Consider the following 18095-nt stretch of genomic DNA (forward strand, 5'->3'; position numbering starts at 1 on the left):
GACAGGGCCAATTCTGACCAAGAACAGCAGGCCACTGGCCGCCGGGAGATGTGCTGTGACCAGTGAGCAGTTCGTGTCGGGTGTCGTGCTGCCCCCGGTGGTCCTCGACCGGTCGGCAGGCCGTTCGCTCGCCGTCCAGGTGGCTGACGCGCTGCGAACGGCGGCCGCGGGCGGCGCGCTCCGCCCGGGCGATCGCCTGCCGTCGACCCGGACATTGGCCCAGGAACTGGCGGTGAGCCGGACCGTCACCGCCGCCGCCTACGACCAGCTGCTGGCCGAGGGGTGGATCGCGGCCCGCCGGGGCAGCGGGACGACCGTGGTCGGCACGCCGGGCCGTTCAGCGGCGGACGCCCCCCGGCCGGCTCCGGCGGGAGCGCCCGGGTCGGCGCCGCGCGACCTGATCTCGCTGCGGGCCGGTGTGCCCTGCGTCGAGGTGCTGGACGGGGCGGCCTGGCGGCGGGCCTGGCGGATCGTCGGGGACGTGCGGGTCGAGTCCCGGTTGGACGCGGCCGGGCTGCCCGAGTTCCGCGCCGTCGTCGGCGAGCACCTGCTGCGCCACCGCGGCCTGCCCGTCGGACCGTCGGCGATCATCGCCACCACCGGGAGCACGGCCGCCCTCGCCGAGCTGGGGCGGTGTCTGCCGGCCGGCTTGCCCATCGCCGTCGAGGACCCCGGGTACGTGTCCGGGGCGGCGGCCCTGGCCTCCGCCGGTCATCCGCTCGTCGGCGTGCCGGTCGACGACGAGGGACTGATCGTGGACGCCGTCCCGGCCGGAGTGGCGGCGGTCTGCGTGACCCCGGCCCACCAGTACCCGATGGGTGCCCGGATGTCGGCCCGTCGTCGGGTCGCGCTGGTCGAGCGGGCCCGGCGGGACGGGTTCCTGGTCATCGAGGACGACTACGACGGCGAACTCCGTTACGACGTCGCCCCGCTCCCGCTGCTCGCCGCCCTCGGACCGGACGTCGTCGCCCACCTCGGCACGGCCTCGAAGATGCTGACCCCCGTGCTGGGGTGCGGCTGGCTGGTGGCGCCGCCGGAGGTGACCGCGGCCGTGCTGGCCGCGCGGGCGGCCACCGGGACCCGTCCCCCGACGGCCGGTCAGCATGTCGTCGTGGCGCTGGCCAGGGCCGGTGACCTCGGTCGGCATCTGCGGCGCTTGCGGCGGGAGCTGGCCGGCCGCCGGGCCACGGTCGTCCAGGCCGTCCAGCGGGCCGGGTGGCCGGTTCTCGGCGACCCGGCCGGGGCCCATGTCGTCGTCGATCTCGTCGGCGGGAGCGGTGCGGACGAGCAGCTGATCGTCGTCGCGGCCCAGGCGCTGGGGGTCGAGGTGGACGGTCTGGCTCGCCATCATCGTCGGGCCGGCGGCCGGGCCGGTCTCGTCCTCGGATACGCCGGTCCGACCCGCGCCGACCTCGACCGCGCCCTGGCCGTGATGACGCGGGTGCTGGCGCAGGCCCGGGGGTGACCAGGGCCGCTCCCCGGGCGGAACCCGGTGTCGGCGGCCTCCCGTAAGGTCGGCGCGTGGCCCTGGCTCTGTACCGCAAATACCGCCCGGCGTCCTTCGCCGAGGTCATCGGGCAGGAGCACGTCACCGATCCGCTGCGCACCGCTCTGGCGGCCGGCCGGATCAATCACGCCTACCTGTTCTCCGGCCCCCGTGGCTGCGGCAAGACGTCATCCGCCCGCATCCTCGCCCGCTCGCTGAACTGCGAGCAGGGCCCCACCGCGGATCCCTGCGGGGTGTGTGGGTCGTGCATCGCCCTGGCCCCCGAGGGGCCCGGTTCGCTGGACGTCGTCGAACTCGACGCGGCCAGCCACGGCGGTGTCGACGACACCCGTGAGCTGCGCGATCGCGCCTTCTACATGCCGGCCGAGTCGCGCTACCGCGTCTTCATCATCGACGAGGCTCACATGGTCACGACGCAGGGCTTCAACGCCCTGCTCAAGATCGTCGAGGAGCCCCCGGAGCACCTGGTCTTCGTCTTCGCGACGACGGAACCGGACAAGGTGCTGACCACCATCCGGTCCCGCACGCACCACTACCCGTTCCGCCTGATCCCGCCGACGACGATGCGCGGTCTGCTGGAGCGGTTGTGCGCGGAGGAGGGCGTGACCGTCGAGCCGGCGGTGTTCCCGCTGTTGCTGCGGGCCGGCGGCGGCTCCGCGCGCGACACCCTCTCGGTGCTCGACCAGCTGCTGGCCGGGGCCGGTCCCGACGGTGTCACCTATCGGCATGCGGTCGCCCTGCTGGGGGTCACCGACGCCGCCCTGCTCGACGAGACGGTCGACGCCCTGGCGGCCGGTGACGGCGCCTCGGTGTTCGCCGCGGTCGACCGGGTCGTCGAGGCCGGGCATGATCCGCGCCGGTTCGCCACCGACCTGTTGCAGCGGCTGCGCGACCTGGTCGTGCTGGCCGCCGTGCCGGACGCCGCAGCCAAGGGCCTCATCGACGAACCCGAGGACACGGTGGCCGCGATGACCGGCCAGGCCGAACGGCTGGGCCAGGCGTCGTTGACCCGGTTCGCCGAGATCCTGCACACCGGCCTGGTCGAGATGCGCGGCACCACCTCGCCCCGGCTGGTGCTGGAGCTGATGTGCGCGCGGATGCTGCTGCCCGCGGCCGGCGACGACAGCGTGCTGCAACGGCTGGAGCGGATGGAACGCCGGATGGCGATCGCCGCCGACCACGGCGAGCCGGTCGCGGCAGTTCCCCCGGCGATCCCCCCGCGCCGCCGCTCGGCGGACGAGGCGCCCAGCGCCGTGGCCCCGTCAGCCGACGGCCGGCCGGTGGGCGGTCCGGCCGCCGCGAGCCGACCGGAGGTCGGGGAAGCGCCGCCCGCGACACCGCCGAGCGAGACCCGGGCACCCGCGGCGCCGGCCGCGGCGGCACCGTCAGCGCCCACCAGCCCGCCGGTTGCGGCGGCACCGGCCTCGCCGGCCCGCGCGTCCGGCGGTGGCCTGGGGCTGCCCACCCGGCCGACCCTCAGCTCGGCCCGGGGTACGCGGCCACCGACGCCTCCCGCCGCCGACCGGCCCACCACGGATCGGGACACCGCCCCGGGCGCTCCACGACGGGACGGCGCCGGCCCCGACACCACCCCGCCGGCCGTCGCAACCGACGGCGCGCGCGGCGGTCCTGACCGCCGGACCGAGCGGGTACCGGCGGCGGACCAGCGGGGCGAACGGCCGGCTCCCGGCGACGGCTCCCGGGCCGTCCCGGACCGGCAGCCGGATCGCCCGTCGGGCGCCGCGGCGCCGTCCCGCCCGGCGGCCGCCGCAGACGGGGCGACCCCGTCGTCGCCGAGTCGCTCGGCCGCACCGGGGGCGTCGTCCGGCGCTGCCCCGGCCGGCGGTCCATCCGGTGCGGTGGGCGAACCGGACGTCACCGATGTGCGAAGGGTCTGGCCAGAGGTCCTGCGCCGCGTGCAGTCCCGCCGGCGGACCACCCAGATCCTGCTGGAGAGCGCCACCATCATCGGCGTCGAGGGTGGGGCACTGGTGCTGTCGATGCCGTCCCCCGGGATGGCCCGCCGGGTCCTCGAGTCCGCCAACTCCGATCAGCTGCGGGCTGCGCTCCGCGAGGTCCTCGGCGTGAACTGGAGCATCCGCTGCGACGCCGGGGGACCGACCGGCGGCGGTCGACCCGCGCGCACCGGCGGCCCGGGTCCGAACCGTCCGGCCGGCGGCGCACCCACGCCCGGCGGCCCGGTCGACGACATCCCGTTGCCCGACGGGCCGTCGGACCCTGGCCCCGACTTCGACAGCGACATCCCCGACGACTACAACGAGCCGCCCGACCCGGCCCAGCAGACGGCGGCCCGCACGCACGACCCGGAGGCCGCGGCCATCGAGCTGCTGACCACCCAGCTCGGCGCGCGGCCGTTGGACGCACCGCCCGCTTCCGGCTGAGTCGCCCCGGGCGCCGTTCGAGGCAATTCGGTGGGCCGGGCCGCGAGGCCCGCAGTACGGTCGCGCGATGGCTGCCCGGTTGAGTGAGCTGGTCCTGAACTGCCGAGACCCCGAGCGGCTGGCCGTCTTCTGGTGCGCCGTCCTCGACTACGTCGAGCTGGGGCGGGAGACCCCCGACGACGGCATCGAGATCGGCCCGACCTCCGGTTTCGGCGGGGCCGCGCCGACGATCGTCTTCTCCCGATCGCCGGATCCGCGGCCCGGACCGCTCCGGCTGCACATCGATGTCAACCCGGTCGGGCAGGACCAGGCCGCCGAGCTGCAGCGGCTGTTGGCCCTGGGCGCCGTCCACGCCGACGTCGGGCAGACCGGCGATGAGACCTGGCATGTGCTGGCCGATCCCGAGGGCAACGAGTTCTGTCTGTTGCGTCGGCAGCTGGCCCCCCTGGGGGAGTCGGGCCCGGGCTGCTAGCGTCGGCAGCGGTGACACGGGAGCCCGCCTCGCGGGCTGAGAGGGCGCAACGCGCCGACCGCAGAACCTGACCCGGTTCGGACCGGCGGAGGGACGTCACCGCAGCACCGCCCGGAGTCCGATGCGCTCCCGTCTCCGACGTCGTCCCGACGACCGGGAGCCTGGCCCATCCCTGGAGACCTGATGTCCAGCACCCTGTCCGACGTTCCCGCCCCCTCCGCGCCGCCGGCCGCCGGGTCGTTCACCGCCGATCTGCGGGCCGAGTACGACGACCTGTTCGAGGCGTTCTGGAACCACCCGTTCCTGCGTGGCCTGTACGACGGCACCCTGCCCCGGGAGTGCGTGCAGCACTACGTCGAGCAGGACCACCAGTACCTCAGTTCCTTCGTCCGCTGCTACGGCCTGGGCGTCTCGATGTCGCCCGACCGCGACTGGATGCGCTGGTTCAACGAGCAGATCGCCTTCGTCCTGAACGACGAGCAGCACCCCCACCGGGTGCTGTGCGAGGCGGTGGGGCTCGATCACGCCGCCGTCGTGCACGCCGATCTGGCGCCGTCGGCCCAGGCCTACGTCGATCACATGGCGTTGTGCGCGCGGGACAGCCTGGGGGTGCTGCTGTCGGCGCTGCTGCCCTGCGTGTGGACGTACATGGAGGCGGCGACCCGGGCCTTGGCCGCTGCCGAGCCGCCGGCGGTCGACAACCCGTTCCGCGGCTGGTGGGAGTTCTACGCGACCGACGAGTGCCAGGCCATCCTCGCCGACTTCCGTTTCCGGGTGGACCTTCTCGCGGACCAGGCCGGCCCGGCGGAGCGGTCCCGGATGGCCGAGGCGTTCCGGCTCGGCCTGCACCACGAGGTGCGGTTCTGGCAGATGGCCTGGACCCGGGAGGACTGGACCCCGCCCCGCGGCTGACGCGTCGTCGACGGGACGCTGGCGCCGCGCCCAAGGCTTGGGTGGGCCGCGCCGGCGCCCGTCGGTGCGCCGGTCGTCAGCCGGTGCGGTCGATGATGGCGTCCGCGATCGCTTCCGGGGCCGTTTCCGGCAACCAGTGGCCGGCGTCCACCTCCAGGAAGCGGTAGGCCACACCGGGCGCGATGTGGTCGGCGGTGCGCTCGGCCGCCCACCGGCCGAGCGCGAAGTCGTGCCGACCCCACACGTAGGTGGTGGGCACCCGGGCGGGTCCGGCGGCGGGCCGGGAGAACGGCAGGCCCCGGTACCAGTTCAGGGCGCCGGTCGCCGCGCCGGGAGCGGCCAGGGCGGCGGTGTACTCCCCGACGAACCGTTCCGGCAGGCCGCTGCCGGCCAGGGCACCGCCCAGTGAGCGTCGCGCCCGCCGCTCGGGGAGGACGGGCAGCTGGAAGAACGCCATGTACCAGGATCGACGCGCCTGGCCGTGCAGCAGCGCCGCGCTCATCGCGCGGGGATGCGGGGTGGACAGCACCGTCGCCGTCAGCACCCGGTCGGGGGCGGTGGCGGCCAGCTGCCACACCGGCGCCGCACCCCAGTCGTGCCCGACCAGGTGGACCCGTTCCAGGCCGGCCGCGTCGAGCAGGGCGAGGACATCCGCCGCGGTCTCACCGACCGCGTAGTCCCGCCGGCGCCTCGGCCGGGCGCTGGCCGCGTACCCGCGCTGGGTGGGCGCGAGGGTCCGCAGACCCGCGTCGTGCAGCCGCGGGGTGACGAGGTCGAAGGCGGCGGGCGACTGCGGGAAGCCGTGCAGGAGGACGACGGGCGGGCCGTCGGACGGGCCGTCGTCGACGACCGGGAACGTCAGACCCGCACGCGTGAACCGTTGCATGGCGCGCAGCCTACGAGGCCGCCTGTTCGCCGGGGTCGGGGCGGCCCTCGGCCAGATAGGCCAGGCGCTGCAGGGTCTCGCGATTCCGCGGATGCAGGGCCAGGTCGACCAGCGGCTTCGGGATCCAATGACCGGGACCCTGTTTCGGGTACTCGAACATCACGATCTCGGTCTGGTCGGGCCGACCGGACACCGGGTGCAGCTGCAGTTCGACCTCGGCCTCGCCGCCCGGCCAGGCCCGGACCCGTAGCCGCAGCAGGTGCGGTGGCCGGCTGATCAACACGGTGGTGGTGTCGTCGATGAGCAATGGCCAGGTACCGACGGAGTGGTGCAGTTCCGCACCGACATCGGGCCAGTCCGCTGCGACCTTGCGCATCCGCGACGCGCCGACCACCCAGGACGGGTACAGCCAGCCGTTCGCCAGAACCGCCCACACGTCCGGTGGGCGCGCGTTCACGATGCGGGTGTCACGAGCCATGCGAGTCTCAGTGCCCGACAGCCGCGGAACGAAACTGCTTCGCTGAACGGGGGTCTGGGCATCATGGGCACATGACTTCCGCCGTGGACGCCGTGGTGATCGGTGCCGGACAGAACGGCCTCGTCGCCGCCAACCGACTCGCCGACGCCGGCTGGGACGTCCTGGTCCTGGAACAGCAGCCCACCCCCGGTGGTGCGGTCCGCAGCGACCGGGACGTGCACCCCGATTTCGTGCACGACACCTTCTCGGCGTTCTATCCGCTGTCGGCGGTGTCGCCGCCGCTGGCCCGGTTGCGGCTGTCGGACTGGGGCCTGCAGTGGAGCCACGCCCCGGCGGTGGTGGGCAACCCCGATCCGTCCGGGGGGTGGGCGCTGCTGCATCGTGAACCGGGCCGGACGGCGGCGTCGCTCGACGCGTTGAACCCGGGGGACGGTGCGGTCTGGCTCGACCTGTTCGAGCAGTGGCAGCGGATCAGCCCGGGACTGATCCAGTCGCTGCTCAGTCCGTTCCCGCCGGTCCGGGGAGCCGTCCGGCTGGCTGCGGCCGTCCCGCGGGCCGGGGGGATGGACCTGATCCGCACGCTGGTCGAGTCCTCCGACGCGCTGACCAGCCGGTTCACGGGGATGGGCGCCCGCATGCTCATCGCCGGCAACGCGGCCCACGCCGACCTGCATCCGCAGGGCATGGGTTCCGGGCTGTTCGGGCTGCTGCTGGCCATGCTCGGCCAGCAGGTCGGGTTCCCGGCGCCCACCGGGGGAGCGGGTGAGCTGATCGCGGCGATGGTGCGCCGCTTCGAGGCCGCCGGCGGTCGGCTGCGCTGCGATGCCGCGGTCAACCGGATCGAGGTGGCCGACGGCCGGGTGGTCGCCGTCCGCACCGCCGACGGGGACCGGGTGGAGGTCCGTCGGGCGGTCATCGCGGACGTGACCGCCCCCCAGCTCTACGGCGGGCTGGTGCCGTGGTCCGATCTGCCGGACCGGGTGCTCAAGGGGATGCGGCGATTCCGGTGGGATCCGGGCACCGTGAAGGTCGACTGGGCGCTGTCCGGTCCGATCCCGTGGGCCGGGGAGCCGGCCGTGGCGCCGGGATACGTCCACCTGGCCGATTCACTGGCCGAGCTGTCCACCGGGCACTCCCGGATTCAGGACGGCATCCTGCCGCGGCTGCCCTATCTGCTGGTCGGGGCCATGACCACGACGGACCCGTCCCGCTCGCCGCAGGGGACGGAGTCGGTCTGGTCCTACACCCACGTCCCGCGGCAGATCCGCGGGGACGCCGGGGCGCGCAACCAGAGCGAGGCGATCAGCAGCCGGTGGACGGCGTCGGACGCCGAACGCATGGCCGACCGCATGCAGGCCCGGATCGAGAAGAACGCCCCCGGTTTCGGCGATCGGGTGATCGCCCGCCGGGTGCTGTCGCCCCGGGACCTGGAGTCGCGGGACGCGAACCTGGTCGGCGGGGCGTTGGGCGGGGGGACCTCGGACGTGTCCCAGCAGCTGGTCTTCCGGCCCATCCCCGGACTCGGTCGGGCCGAGACCCCCATCAAGGGGCTGTATCTCGGGTCGTCGTCGGCCCACCCGGGCGGCGGGGTGCACGGCGCGGCCGGCGACAACGCGGCGCGGGCCGCCCTGGTGCACGCCCGTTTACGGCCCTGGCGGCGCTGACCGGCGGCGGCCCGGCGTCGACCCCGGCCTGACGGTCGACGCCGACGAAGGTGGCCGGCGCTGATCATCTCGGCGTTCAGCAGGCGCAAACGGCCGCCGGAACGACGAGATGATCAGCCTCGGCCAGGGAACCGCGTCAGGAGGCCAGGGCGTAGCCCGCTTCGTCGACGGCGTCGCGCACGGCCGCCCCGAGCAGCGGGGCGTCGCTGATCACGGTGACCACGGAGACGTCCTCCGGGTGCAGTTCGACGACGACGGACTGCACGCCGTCGAGACGGTGGAATTCCTCGGTGACCGCGACGACGCAGGCGTCGCACGTCAGACCGGTGAGGCGGTAAGTCGCTCGGGTGCTCATGCCGCAGTCAACACCGCAGACGGGAAAACCCATCCCCCGGCGGCCGGGGAATGGGTTCTCTCGTTGCTCGGCAGAGCGTCGGTGCGATCAGACCGCGTCGACGGCGCCCGACACCAGGTGCGGGTACAGCGGGTTGCGGGCGGCCAGCGCCGCGACCCGATCCCGCAGCGAGGCGGCCAACGCCGGGTCCAGCTCGCCGACCGGTGCCTTGAGTGCCTCGGCGATGATGTCCGCGACCTCGACGAAGTCGCGGGCGTCGAAGCCGCGGGTGGCCAGGGCCGGGGTGCCGATCCGCAGACCGGACGTCACCATCGGCGGGCGCGGGTCGAAGGGCACCGCATTGCGGTTGACGGTGATCCCGACGGAGTGCAGCCGGTCCTCGGCGGCCTTGCCGTCGAGCTCGGAGTCCCGCAGGTCGACCAGCACGAGGTGCACGTCGGTGCCACCGGTGAGGACCTTGATGCCGGCGTCGGCGACGTCGGCCTGGACCCACCGCTCGGCCAGCAGGCGGGCGCCGAGCAGCGTGCGCTCGGCGCGGTCGACGAACGCCGGGTCGCCGGCCATCTTGAACGCCACGGCCTTGGCCGCGATGACGTGCTCCAGCGGGCCGCCCTGCTGGCCGGGGAAGACCGCGGAGTTGATCTTCTTGGCGATGGCCGCGTCGTTGGACAGGATGATGCCGCCGCGGGGGCCGCCCAGGGTCTTGTGGGTGGTCGAGGTGACGACGTGCGCGTGCGGCACGGGCGACGGGTGCAGACCGGTGGCGACGAGGCCGGCGAAGTGGGCCATGTCGACCATCAGGTAGGCGCCGACCTCGTCGGCGATCTCGCGGAAGCGGGCGAAGTCCAGGTGCCGCGGGTAGGCCGACCAGCCGGCGATGATCAGCTTCGGCTGGTGCTGGCGGGCCATTCGGCTGACCTCGTCCATGTCGATGCGGTAGTCCTCCTTGGACACCTCGTACGCAGCGACGTCGTACAGCAGGCCGGAGTAGTTGATCCGCATGCCGTGGGTCAGGTGTCCGCCGTGGGCCAGGGATAGGCCGAGGATGGTGTCGCCCGGCTTGATGAGGGCCTGCATGGCGGCGGCGTTGGCCTGCGCGCCGGAGTGCGGCTGGACGTTGGCGAACTCGGCGCCGAACAGGCCCTTGATGCGATCGATGGCCAGCTGCTCGATGACGTCGACGTTCTCGCAACCGCCGTAGTAGCGGCGACCCGGGTAGCCCTCGGCGTACTTGTTGGTGAGCACGCTGCCCTGCGCCTGCATGGCCGCGACGGAGGCGAAGTTCTCCGACGCGATCATCTCCAGCGTCTCCTGCTGGCGGCGGAGTTCGCGGTCGACGTACTCGGCGACCTCCGGGTCGGCCTGGGCGAGTGAGGCGTCCAGTCCGGGCCAGGTGGTGGAGGACTCGACGGAACCCGTCAGATCGGTCGACATCTGGTACTTCTCCCTCGATCAGCGCCTCATCAGGCGCCCCGACGATGGTGCCGGCCGGGCCCGATCGGACCCGCGGGCGTCACCTCCCACCGTAGTCGGACGCGGTGGTGGCCCCGAACCGTCGAGGCTGTGACGGACGCCCGGTGGCCGGTTCCACACTCGTCACTCCGAGTGAAATGTCGGCCGCAATCGGGTTCGTTCCGTGGTGAGCACTGTGGCACCGGAGTGACAGTTTGCGGCGATTCGTAACGATGCGATGAACCGCCGCGCCGAAGGTTGAACGGCGGTTTACCGTCCACGGATTCCGACCGCCATGACCTGGAGGTACTGAACGTGAGACGTCCCCACTGGAACGGCCGGGGCCTGACCCGCGGCCTCGCCGCCGCGGCGGCCGCGACCCTGGCCGTCGGCCTGGCCTCCTGCGCCAGCTCCGACCGGGGCAGCGATGCCTCGTCCACCGCCCCCGGGAGCGGTGCGCCCGGATCGAGCGCGAGTGGTTCCGGGGGGACGTCCGGTTCGGCGGGCAGCGGCGGTGGCGCCGCCGCCGACACCTTCATCTTCGGCGCCGCCGGCGCCCCCAGCATGTTCGATCCGCTGTACGCGACCGACGGCGAGACCTTCCGGGTGGCCCGGCAGATCAACGAGGGCCTCATCAAGTTCACCCCGGGCACCGCCGACCCGGAGCCGGCACTGGCCACGTCGTGGGAGTCGTCGGCCGACGGCAAGACGTGGACGTTCACCATGCGGGACGGGGTGAAGTTCCACGACGGCACCACCGTCGATGCTGCTGCGGCCTGCTTCAACCTCGATCGCATGTACAACCAGACCGGGGCCGGGGCGACTCAGGCGCAGTACTGGTCGGACGTCATGGGCGGCTTCAAGGACCAGAAGGACGATGCCGGCCAGCCGGTGCCCTCGCTGTATGCGGGCTGCCAGGCCGACGGCAACAAGGCCGTCATCACCCTGAACTCGTCGACCTCGAAGTTCCCCGGTGTGCTCGGCCTGCCCTCCTACTCGATCCAGTCGCCGACCGCACTGCAGCAGTACGACGCGAACAACGTGCAGGCCCAGGGCGACTCGTTCGCCTACCCGTCCTACGCGACCGAGCACCCGACCGGCGCCGGCCCCTACAAGTTCCAGTCGTACGACCAGGCCAACAACACCGTCACCCTCGTCCGCAACGACGACTACTACGGCGACAAGGCCAAGACGGCGACGCTGATCTTCAAGATCATCCCGTCGGAGACCGCCCGTAAGCAGGAGCTGCAGGCCGGCACCATCGACGGGTACGACCTGCCGAACCCGGCGGACTGGTCCGGGCTGAAGGACGCCGGCTTCCAGGTCGAGGTGCGGCCCGCGTTCAACGTGCTGTACGTCGGCCTGACCCAGGGCAACAACCCCGCCCTGGCCGATCTCAAGGTGCGGCAGGCCATCGCCCACGCCCTGAACCGCCAGCAGTTCGTCACCTCGCAGCTCCCCGAGGGCGCGAAGGTGGCCGACATCTTCTACCCGGACACCGTCGACGGCTACACCGACGACGTCACCAAGTACGACTACGACGTCGACAAGGCGAAGTCGCTGCTGGCCGAGGCCGGGCAGTCGAACCTGACCCTGAACTTCTGGTGGCCGACCGAGGTCAGCCGGCCGTACATGCCGGACCCCAAGAGCGTCTTCACCGCGTTCAAGGCCGACCTGGAGGCCGCGGGCATCACCGTCAACGAGACCTCCAAGCCGTGGAACGGCGGCTACCTGGACGGCGTCGAGGCGCACCAGGCCGACGTCTTCCTGCTCGGTTGGACGGGTGACTACAACACGCCGGACAACTTCATCGGCACGTTCTTCACCCGCACCGACAACCGCTTCAACACCGGCACCCAGCCGTGGGGCGCCGAGCTGTCGGACCAGCTGAAGGCGGCCGACGCCATTCCGGACAAGGACCAGCGGGACGCGGCGTACGTCGAGATCAACAAGAAGATCGCCGCCGACTACATCCCGGCGATCCCGATCTCCAACTCGCCGCCGGCGATCGTGGTGGCCGGCAACGTGCAGGGCCTGGTGGCCAGCCCGCTCACCGACGAGCGGTTCGCCTCGGTCTCCAAGACGGGCTGAGGGGTGACGGCGGTGGTTCCGGCTCCGGCCGGAACCACCGCCGTGCCACCGCCGTCCCCGGGGTTCCTCGGCTCCAGAAAGGTCCGACCGCGTGCTCCGCTACACCGTTCGGCGTCTGCTGCAACTGGTGCTCGTGCTTTTCGTGCTCTCGATCCTGCTGTTCGTCTGGCTGCGCAACCTGCCCGGCGGCACCGTCACCGCGATCCTGGGTGACCGGGCCACCCCGGAGAAGCGGGCCGAACTGGAGTCGGTGCTCGGGCTCGATCAGCCGATCTTCGTCCAGTACTTCAAGTTCCTGGGCCGGGCCCTGACGGGCGACTTCGGTCAGTCGACCGGTGTCGCCCCGGGGACCGACGCGCTCCAGGTCTTCCTCACCCGGTTCGGCGCGACCGTCGAGCTGGCCTTCGGCGCGATCGTGCTGGCCCTGCTGCTGGGCATCCCGCTCGGCTACTGGGCGGCCCGGCGCAAGGGGGGCGTCCTGGACAGCGGCCTGATCGTCGTCTCTCTCGTCGGTATCGCCGTCCCGGTGTTCTTTCTCGCCTTCCTGCTCAAGTACGTGTTTGCGGTCCGGATGGGCTTGCTGCCGCCGTCCGGACGGCAGACCCCCAACATCGACGCCACCCGGGTCACCGGCCTGTTCGTCCTCGACGGTCTGCTGACCCGCGAGTGGGACGCGTCCTGGGACGCCGTCAAACATCTGATCCTGCCGTGGATCGCACTGGCCACGATCCCGTTCGCCGTCATCTTCCGGATCACCCGGGCCTCCGTCCTGGAGGTGCAGGGTGAGGACTTCGTGCGCACCGCCGAGGCGAAGGGCCTGACCACGTCGACCATCCGCAGCCGGCACATCCTGCGCAACGCCATGCTGCCGGTCATCACGGTGACCGGTCTGCAGACCGGCGCCCTGCTGGTCGGCGCCGTCCTGACCGAGACCGTCTTCGCCTACCCCGGGATCGGGGAGGCGCTGGCCGTCGGCTTCACCAAGAAGGACTATCCCGTGATCCAGGTCGTCGTCATCGCATCGGCCGCCGCCTTCGTCATCATCAACACCGTCGTCGACCTCCTCTACGCGGTGGTCGACCCGCGCATCCGGACCCGCTGATGGTCACCACGTACCGGCGAGCCCGGGAACAGCGCATCGACTCCTTGGTCAACGACGAGGACAAGGGCACGTCGCTGTGGGCCTCGGCCTGGGAGCGGCTGAAGTACTCGCCGCTGTTCTGGATCGGCGCGGTGATCATCACCGCGTTCGTGCTGCTGGCGATCATCGGGCCGTTCCTGGCCCCGCACAGCCCGGGTGACCAGCTGCTCATCGGGCAGACGTCGCGCTCCCGCAACGAGATCGCTCCCGCCCAGCCCGGTTTCCTGCTCGGCGGCGACACCCAGGGGCGCGATCTGTTCTCCCGCCTGCTCGTCGGGAGCCGGCAGACCCTGCTGGTCGGCGTGCTGGCCACCCTGCTCGGGCTGACCGGTGGGCTGATCCTGGGCATCCTGGCCGGCGCCTTCGGCGGCTGGGTCGACACCGTGGTGATGCGCATCGTCGACGTGATGCTCTCGATTCCCAGTCTGCTGCTGGCCATCTCGATCGCCGTGCTGTTCACCAACCCCAATCTGACCAGCGTGATCATCGCGGTCGCGGTCACCCAGATCCCGGTGTTCGCCCGGTTGCTGCGCGGGCAGATGCTGGCCCAACGCGGGTCCGATCACGTCCTCGCCGCCCGCGCTCTCGGGGTCAAGCCGGGAGCGATCGTCTTCCGGCACATGGTGCCGAACTCGCTCTCCCCGGTGATCGTGCAGTCGACCCTGGTGATCGCCACTTCGATCATCGACGCGGCCGCGCTGTCCTTCCTCGGTCTCGGGTCGCAGGACGTCGACTCCCCGGAGTGGGGGCAGATGCTCGGTGAGGCGCAGGACCGGATCGACTCGCACCCGGGCCTGGCCTTCTGGCCGGCCATCTGCATCATCGTCGTCGCGCTCGGGTTCACGCTGCTCGGCGAATCCCTGCGCGAGGCCATCGATCCCAAGAGCCGGCGGTGATGCGGTCATGACGGAGGCACTGCTGCGGGTGGAGGACCTCACCGTCCGGTTCCACCGCCGGGGCGTCGCCCCGATGACCGCGGTCGACGGCGTCAGCTTCGCGGTCAGTCCCGGTCAGACCGTCGGGCTGGTGGGCGAATCCGGCTGCGGAAAGTCGGTCACGTCGCTGGCGATCATGCGGCTGCTGGCGCGGCGGGGGAACTCGGTGTCCGGGACCGTCGACTTCGAGGGCACCGACCTGCTCAGCCTTCCGTTGCGGGCCATGCGCGACCGTCGCGGCCGGGACCTGGCGATGATCTTCCAGGATCCGCTGTCGTCGTTGAACCCGGTCGTGCCGATCGGCGTGCAGGTCACCGAGGTACTGGAGCGGCATCGGGGGATGAAGCGCGGACCGGCGATGCGCGAGGCCCGCGAACTGCTCGACTCCGTCGGCATCCCCGATCCGTCCCGCCGGCTCAAGGAGTACCCGCACCAGCTGTCCGGTGGCATGCGGCAGCGGGCGCTCATCGCCATGGCGCTGGCCTGCCGGCCCCGGCTGCTCATCGCCGACGAACCGACCACCGCGCTGGACGTCACCATCCAGGCCCAGATCCTCACCCTGCTGCGCACTCTGGTCACCGAGCACGGCACCGCGCTGATCATGATCACGCACGATCTGGGCGTGGTCGCCGGACTGTGCGACGAGGTGAACGTCCTGTACGCCGGACGCGTGGTGGAGCGGGCCGACCGGCACGAGCTGTTCGCCGATCCACGGCACCCGTACACGCACGGCCTGCTGGAGTCGATCCCGCGGCTGGACGGCGACCCCGGGGAGCGGTTGACACCGATCGTCGGCTCGGTGTCCGACAACATCCCGTGGACCGACGGGTGTGCGTTCGCGCCGCGATGCTCCCGGGAGATCGACCTCTGCCGTCAGGTCACCCCGAAGCTCGAGAGGATCGCCGCGGCCGGACATCTCGGTCGCTGCCACAACCCCGTCGAACCGGTGGCCGCGCACCCGGCCGAGCACCTGCGGAAGGAGCTCTCGTGACCACCGGACCGGCGTGGGAGGACCCCATCGTCGTCGACCCCGACGAGGCGACCGCCCGGGCGGCGGCCGACGCCGCGACCGACCGGGTGGAGAAGGGCGCGCACGAGTCCGAGCCGTTGCCGGACGCCCCGGCGGCCGAGCAGTCGGCCATCACCCGGGACGCCGACGTGCTGCTGGCCGTCGACGACCTCAAGGTGCACTTCCCGATCCGTCGCGGGGTGCTGTTCGACCGGGTGGTCGGGCACGTCTACGCCGTCGACGGGGTCTCGCTGGCCGTCCGTCGCGGCGAGACGTACGGGCTGGTCGGCGAGTCCGGTTGCGGCAAGACCACTCTGGGCCGGGCCATCCTGCGACTGGTCGAGCCCACCGGTGGGACCGTGCACTTCGATGGGGAGGACGTCTCGGCGCTGAAGGCCGAACCGCTGCGGCAGATGCGGCAGAGGATGCAGATGGTCTTCCAGGACCCGCTGTCCTCGCTGGACCCCCGGCAGTCGGTGCAGTCCATCCTCGAGGAGGGGATGCGGGCCCACGGCATCGCCACCGCCGGCGGCGCCGGCACCGCGCGGCTCAAGGAGCTGCTGTCCGCCGTCGGCCTGCCGACCTCGGCCCTGCGGAAGTTCCCGCACGAGTTCTCCGGCGGCCAGCGGCAGCGCATCGGGATCGCCCGGGCGCTGGCCGTGGAGCCCGACCTGATCGTCGCCGACGAGCCGGTATCGGCGCTGGACGTCTCCGTCCAGGCCCAGGTGATCAACGTGCTGTCCGACCTGCAGACCGACCTCGGCCTGACCTACGTCGTCATCGCCCACGACCTCGCCGTCGTCCGGCACATCTCCGACCGGGTGGGAGTCATGTACCTGGGGGCGTTGGTCGAGGAGGCGACCTCGGCCGACCTGTACGCCGAGCCGTCGCACCCCTACACCCGGGCGCTGCTGTCGGCCGTTCCGGTGCCCGACCCGCTGGTCGAGGACAGCCGCGAGCGGATCCTGCTCAAGGGCGACCTGCCGTCACCGGCCAACCCGCCGTCCGGCTGCCGGTTCCACACCCGCTGCCCCTGGCGGCAGCCCACCCGCTGCGACGACGAACGCCCGGTGCTCGCCGAACTGGCCCCCGGTCACCGCGTGGCCTGTCATTACGCGGCCGAGATCGCCGCCGGGACACTGCAGCCGCATGCGGTGGAGACCGACGCAATCCCATAGGTCAGGGTCGGTAAAGAATGCCGCTACGACTCGAGTGGTAGCGGCGTTCTTGACCGACGCGGACGTCTGTGGCGTCCTGTTCGGGTGGCCCGGGTTGCCGATGCGCACGCCGACACCGGCGAGGCGGCGGGCGGCGCGGATGATCACGGCATGACCGTGACCACCCCGCCGGACAGCCGCCATCGGTGGACGATCTTCGCCGTCTGCGGGCTGAGCATGGTGCTGGTCGGTCTGGACACCACGATCGTCAACGTCGGGTTGCCCTCGATCGGCGAGGGGCTCGGCGTACCGACCAACGAGCTGGCCTGGGTGATCGACGCCTACACGGTGACGCTGGCCAGCCTGCTCATCACCTCGGGGGCGTTGGCCGACCGCTTCGGCCGGCGGCGGATGTTCCGTGTCGGTCTGACCGTCTTCGGCCTGGCCTCGGTGGCCTGTGCGCTGGCCCCGACGGTGGAGGCACTCATCGCCGCCCGGGTCGTGCAGGGCGTCGGCGCCTCCATGCTCAACCCGGTCGCCCTGGCGATCGTCGCCCACACCATGACCGACCCGCGGGAACGGGCCCGGGCGCTCGGTTTCTGGGGGGCGCTCTTCGGTATCAGCATGGCGGCCGGTCCGCTGGTCGGCGGGGTGCTCATCGCCTCGTTCGGCTGGCGGTCGCTGTTCTGGATCAACGTGCCCGTCATCGCCGTGGCCCTGCTCCTCGTCGCGGTGGTGATCCCGGAGTCGTGGGGCTCGCGCAGCCGACGGGTCGACCTGTTCGGTCAGGTCCTGCTGGCCGTGGTGCTGTTCCTCGCCGTGGGGCTGCTCATCGAGGCACCCCGGTGGGGCTGGACCGCTCCGGGCACGCTCGTCGGGGTGGGGGTGCTCGCCCTGGCGCTGCCGACGTTCGTCGCCGTCGAACGGCGGACGTCCGAGCCCCTGATGGAGCTCGGCCTGTTCCACCGGCCCGTCTTCACGGCGGCCGTGGTGGGCGCGGTCGCCGCTTTCGTCGCGCTGAGCGCGGCGCTGCTGCTGATCACCGTGAGCACGCAGCACGGGCGAGGCTGGACCCCGCTGCAGTCCGGTCTGGCCATGGGCCCCATGGCGCTGGCCATCGTCGTGTTCGCCCCGGTGTCGGGCCTGCTGGTCGCCCGGGGTCGGGCCCCTCTGGCCCTGACTCTGGCCGGAGTCACGGTCGTGGTCGGTGCCGTGGCCGCCGGCATCGCCGGCGTCGACGGCTCCCTGTCGGTGGTGCTCGCTGCCTATGCCGTGATCGGGGCCGGGCTGGGGTTGGGCAACGCGCCGCTGACGAACACGGCCATCAGCTCGCTTCCGGTCGAACGGGCCGGGGTGGCCGGCGCCATCACGTCCACCGCTCGCCAGTTCGGCTCGGCCCTGGGCATCGCCGCCATCGGGGCGATCCTTGCCGGGACACAGGCCGTCCAGGTGGCCGCGGCCAGCCTGCCCGGTTGGCTGCTGGTCGCATCGTGCGGGGCGGTGCTCCTCGGCGTCGCGGCCATTTGCCATGGTCGGCGCACTCCCCGCCCGGGTCGGTCAAGAACGCCGCTACCGGTCACCCGGTAGCGGCATTCTTGACCGAGCCCTCGTGGCTCTCGGCCGTCGGTGGTTGT

The 18095-nt window shown here is 72.3% G+C and carries 15 protein-coding genes; 11 read left to right on the plus strand and 4 right to left on the minus strand.

Annotation, left to right across the window (positions count from 1 at the left end; genetic code table 11):
- Positions 1-55 precede the first annotated feature (55 nt).
- The 4 genes from FDO65_RS12050 (at position 56) to FDO65_RS12065 (ending at position 5293) form a co-directional block, all read left to right on the plus strand.
- Entirely contained in the window at positions 56-1465 is a 1410-nt protein-coding gene (locus tag FDO65_RS12050) for an aminotransferase-like domain-containing protein (RefSeq protein WP_240757573.1), read from the plus strand.
- 56 nt (positions 1466-1521) lie between these two features.
- Positions 1522-3909 (plus strand): DNA polymerase III subunit gamma and tau, encoded by a 2388-nt coding sequence (locus FDO65_RS12055; RefSeq protein WP_137449973.1) that lies wholly within the window; start codon positions 1522-1524, stop codon positions 3907-3909.
- A 67-nt stretch (positions 3910-3976) separates the two neighbouring features.
- A complete protein-coding gene (locus FDO65_RS12060) occupies positions 3977-4381 on the plus strand; it encodes a VOC family protein (protein ID WP_137449974.1) in 405 nt (134 codons plus the stop codon).
- 183 nt (positions 4382-4564) lie between these two features.
- A complete protein-coding gene (locus FDO65_RS12065) occupies positions 4565-5293 on the plus strand; it encodes a TenA family protein (protein ID WP_137449975.1) in 729 nt (242 codons plus the stop codon).
- Positions 5294-5369: 76 nt separating this feature from the next.
- Here the strand turns inward: FDO65_RS12065 and FDO65_RS12070 are convergent, their stop codons facing one another.
- Both FDO65_RS12070 and FDO65_RS12075 read right to left on the minus strand, forming a co-directional pair.
- Positions 5370-6179, minus strand: a complete 810-nt coding sequence (locus tag FDO65_RS12070; protein WP_137449976.1) for an alpha/beta fold hydrolase — start codon at positions 6177-6179, stop codon at positions 5370-5372.
- A 10-nt stretch (positions 6180-6189) separates the two neighbouring features.
- Positions 6190-6657, minus strand: a complete 468-nt coding sequence (locus FDO65_RS12075; RefSeq protein ID WP_137449977.1) for an SRPBCC family protein — start codon at positions 6655-6657, stop codon at positions 6190-6192.
- 71 nt (positions 6658-6728) lie between these two features.
- Here FDO65_RS12075 and FDO65_RS12080 point away from each other — a divergent pair, with 71 nt between their 5' ends.
- On the plus strand, positions 6729-8321 hold the full coding sequence (locus FDO65_RS12080; RefSeq protein ID WP_137449978.1) for a phytoene desaturase family protein: 1593 nt from the start codon (positions 6729-6731) through the stop codon (positions 8319-8321).
- A gap of 136 nt (positions 8322-8457) precedes the next feature.
- Here the strand turns inward: FDO65_RS12080 and FDO65_RS12085 are convergent, their stop codons facing one another.
- Both FDO65_RS12085 and glyA read right to left on the minus strand, forming a co-directional pair.
- Positions 8458-8676, minus strand: a complete 219-nt coding sequence (locus FDO65_RS12085) for a heavy-metal-associated domain-containing protein (protein WP_137449979.1) — start codon at positions 8674-8676, stop codon at positions 8458-8460.
- An 87-nt stretch (positions 8677-8763) separates the two neighbouring features.
- The gene (glyA, locus tag FDO65_RS12090; RefSeq protein WP_137449980.1) at positions 8764-10110 is read right to left on the minus strand and encodes a serine hydroxymethyltransferase; all 1347 of its coding nucleotides are present in this window, start codon (positions 10108-10110) and stop codon (positions 8764-8766) included.
- Between the two features lie 333 nt (positions 10111-10443).
- On the opposite strand from glyA, the gene FDO65_RS12095 reads away from it, so the two are divergent.
- From FDO65_RS12095 to FDO65_RS12120, 6 genes are all read left to right on the plus strand, one after another.
- Positions 10444-12219, plus strand: a complete 1776-nt coding sequence (locus tag FDO65_RS12095) for an ABC transporter substrate-binding protein (RefSeq protein ID WP_240757574.1) — start codon at positions 10444-10446, stop codon at positions 12217-12219.
- A gap of 91 nt (positions 12220-12310) precedes the next feature.
- A complete protein-coding gene (locus FDO65_RS12100; RefSeq protein WP_137449981.1) occupies positions 12311-13321 on the plus strand; it encodes an ABC transporter permease in 1011 nt (336 codons plus the stop codon).
- Positions 13321-14256 carry an ABC transporter permease gene (locus FDO65_RS12105; RefSeq protein ID WP_137449982.1) on the plus strand — a complete coding sequence of 312 codons (936 nt, stop codon included), beginning with the start codon at positions 13321-13323 and terminating at the stop codon, positions 14254-14256. The genes FDO65_RS12100 and FDO65_RS12105 overlap by 1 nt, the downstream gene beginning before the upstream one ends.
- Positions 14257-14263: 7 nt before the next feature.
- Entirely contained in the window at positions 14264-15286 is a 1023-nt protein-coding gene (locus FDO65_RS12110) for an ABC transporter ATP-binding protein (RefSeq protein ID WP_137449983.1), read from the plus strand.
- Positions 15287-15435: 149 nt separating this feature from the next.
- Positions 15436-16482, plus strand: a complete 1047-nt coding sequence (locus FDO65_RS12115; RefSeq protein WP_166442216.1) for an ABC transporter ATP-binding protein — start codon at positions 15436-15438, stop codon at positions 16480-16482.
- 150 nt (positions 16483-16632) lie between these two features.
- Positions 16633-18048 carry an MFS transporter gene (locus FDO65_RS12120; RefSeq protein WP_205850001.1) on the plus strand — a complete coding sequence of 472 codons (1416 nt, stop codon included), beginning with the start codon at positions 16633-16635 and terminating at the stop codon, positions 18046-18048.
- Positions 18049-18095 lie beyond the last annotated feature (47 nt).

The sequence above is a fragment of the Nakamurella flava genome, assembly GCF_005298075.1.
In the GTDB taxonomy this organism is placed as follows: domain Bacteria; phylum Actinomycetota; class Actinomycetes; order Mycobacteriales; family Nakamurellaceae; genus Nakamurella; species Nakamurella flava.

What these genes read in the sequence shown, in the direction of transcription:
- FDO65_RS12075 (WP_137449977.1), bottom strand. Translation starts at nt 6,657, where the DNA reads ATGGCTCGTGACACCCGCATCGTGAACGCGCGCCCACCGGACGTGTGG.
- FDO65_RS12060 (WP_137449974.1), top strand. Translation starts at nt 3,977, where the DNA reads ATGGCTGCCCGGTTGAGTGAGCTGGTCCTGAACTGCCGAGACCCCGAG.
- FDO65_RS12080 (WP_137449978.1), top strand. Translation starts at nt 6,729, where the DNA reads ATGACTTCCGCCGTGGACGCCGTGGTGATCGGTGCCGGACAGAACGGC.
- FDO65_RS12105 (WP_137449982.1), top strand. Translation starts at nt 13,321, where the DNA reads ATGGTCACCACGTACCGGCGAGCCCGGGAACAGCGCATCGACTCCTTG.
- FDO65_RS12085 (WP_137449979.1), bottom strand. Translation starts at nt 8,676, where the DNA reads ATGAGCACCCGAGCGACTTACCGCCTCACCGGTCTGACGTGCGACGCC.
- FDO65_RS12070 (WP_137449976.1), bottom strand. Translation starts at nt 6,179, where the DNA reads ATGCAACGGTTCACGCGTGCGGGTCTGACGTTCCCGGTCGTCGACGAC.
- FDO65_RS12065 (WP_137449975.1), top strand. Translation starts at nt 4,565, where the DNA reads ATGTCCAGCACCCTGTCCGACGTTCCCGCCCCCTCCGCGCCGCCGGCC.
- FDO65_RS12120 (WP_205850001.1), top strand. Translation starts at nt 16,633, where the DNA reads ATGACCGTGACCACCCCGCCGGACAGCCGCCATCGGTGGACGATCTTC.
- FDO65_RS12110 (WP_137449983.1), top strand. Translation starts at nt 14,264, where the DNA reads ATGACGGAGGCACTGCTGCGGGTGGAGGACCTCACCGTCCGGTTCCAC.
- glyA (WP_137449980.1), bottom strand. Translation starts at nt 10,110, where the DNA reads ATGTCGACCGATCTGACGGGTTCCGTCGAGTCCTCCACCACCTGGCCC.